This window comes from Methanobrevibacter curvatus, assembly GCF_001639295.1.
Classification (GTDB): domain Archaea; phylum Methanobacteriota; class Methanobacteria; order Methanobacteriales; family Methanobacteriaceae; genus Methanoflexus; species Methanoflexus curvatus.
Genome location: NZ_LWMV01000081.1, coordinates 1 through 1,978, shown reverse-complemented (window position 1 = coordinate 1,978; position 1,978 = coordinate 1). Strand labels below are relative to the sequence as shown.

Sequence of the window (1,978 nt, the reverse complement as noted above, 5' to 3'; positions counted from 1 at the left end):
ATAATAATCAATAGACTATTTGAATTTAAACCTTAAATTTAATTATAATTAATTAAAAAAGAATTAAATTTGGTATAAATAAGTTCAATAATTTCTTAAATCACTATATTCAAGTAATATTTGATAATATGGAATACAATATTTAAATAGTGCTATTTATTAAAATATATAATAAATACTATTTTTTTAAAAAAATAAGATAATTTAGCCTAGTTATACAAAAATAAAGAATTTAAAAAATTTTAAAAAAAGAAAGTGATATATATCCAAAAAATTTAAAAGAAAAAAATGTATGAAAAAAGAAAAAATTTAAAGTAAATTTAAAGTAAACTTAAAATAAATTTAAGATAAAATTCTTTTTATGTCTTCTTCTGGGTTTCCAATTGGGGTTAAGTTAAATGTAGAGACCAAATAATTTAGTATGTTATCATTTGCCCATGCAGGTAATATTGGACCAAGAATTATGTCTTTTTTACCTAAATATAACAAGCTCCACAAAATAGCTGCTGCTTTTTGTTCCATCCAACTACAAACTATAGTTAATGGTAAATCATTGAGTTCAACACCAAACAAATCACATAAAGCCACTGCAATATCAACAGCTACAATTGCATCGTTGCACTGACCTAAATCAATTAATCTTGGAACACCTTCAATATCTCCAAGGTCTAAATCATTAAACCTATATTTGCCACAACCTAAGGTTAAAACAACTGTATCATTTGGTAATTTTTCTACAAACTCTCTAAAATATCCTGTACCTTGAATTGGACTGTCACATCCGCCAACTAAGAAAAATCTTCTAATTTTTTCGCCCTCAACAAGCTCTTTAATTTTATCGGCAAGAGAAAGGACTACACCTGCTCCAAAACCAGTAGTTAAAGTAGTTTTTTCTTCGTTTTCAAGGGATCCAAGTTCTTTTGCTTTAGCTATTAAATCTGAAAATTCATATCCATTAATGGCTTGAGAACCTGGTACCTTTGTTGGGCCCATAGTAAATAATCTATTTTTATAAGACTCACTTGGTGTTAAAATACAATTTGAAGTTGCAAGAACCGCTACATTGTATTTATCAAAGATTTTTCTTTGATCAAACCAAGGTCCACCAAGTTGCCCCACTAAATGATCGTATTTTTTAAGTTCAGGATAACCATGTGCAGGTAACATTTCACTGTGAGTATAGACATTAACCCCTGTTCCTTCAGTTTGTTTTAATAACTCTTCAAGTGCTTTTAAATCATGTCCAGTTACTAAAATCCCAGATCCTTCTTGTGAACCTACTTGAACTGCTTCAGGACTAGGTTCTCCATAGTTAGCTATGTGAGCTTTTTTTAATAACTCCATTACTTTTAGATTAATTTTTCCAGCTTCAAGAGCATATCCAACTAAACTTTCAAGGTCAAAATTTACATTTGTAAGAGTTGCATACAATCCTTGAGTTAAAAATTTATTTATTTCTTCATCTTCCACTCCAAGCTCATTTAAATGATAGTTGTATGCAGATATTCCTTTAACAGCAAATAACAAGTTGTCTTGTAATCTAGCTATTGTAGGTTTTTTTCCACACACTCCAGATACATTACATCCAGTTCCATTCGCAGTTTGAGAACATTGATAACAAAACATGTCTACAGGTTCATTACTAATTTTTTTATTTCCAAATAATGCCATATTTACATCTCCAAATTTATTTAAATTTATTTAAACTTATTTAATACTTATTTAATACTTATTTAAAATTATTTAAATTTATATAAAAAAATTTATTTTATTTTTTAGAAAGTTATTTTATATAAAAAAATTTATTCGACCATTTTTTTTTTTTTTTTGAAAAAATATTAAAAACAAATTTTATTTTAAAAAATAAATCAAATATTAAACAATTGAATTAAATATATAAACCAAATTAATTTTTAAATCAATTTGTGTTTAAACATACTAAGATGAATTTTATATATAAAGATATTGTCACTAATAC

Annotated in this window: 1 protein-coding gene; it reads right to left on the bottom strand. The window is 26.1% G+C overall.

Annotated elements, in window-relative coordinates; translation table 11 throughout:
- Positions 1–342: 342 nt before the first annotated feature.
- On the bottom strand, positions 343–1,671 hold the full coding sequence (gene hcp, locus MBCUR_RS02065) for a hydroxylamine reductase (protein WP_067089606.1): 1,329 nt from the start codon (positions 1,669–1,671) through the stop codon (positions 343–345).
- Positions 1,672–1,978: the final 307 nt, after the last annotated feature.

Bases quoted from the DNA above. Each gene is read 5' to 3' on its own strand.
- hcp (WP_067089606.1), bottom strand. From the start codon at position 1,671: ATGGCATTATTTGGAAATAAAAAAATTAGTAATGAACCTGTAGACATG.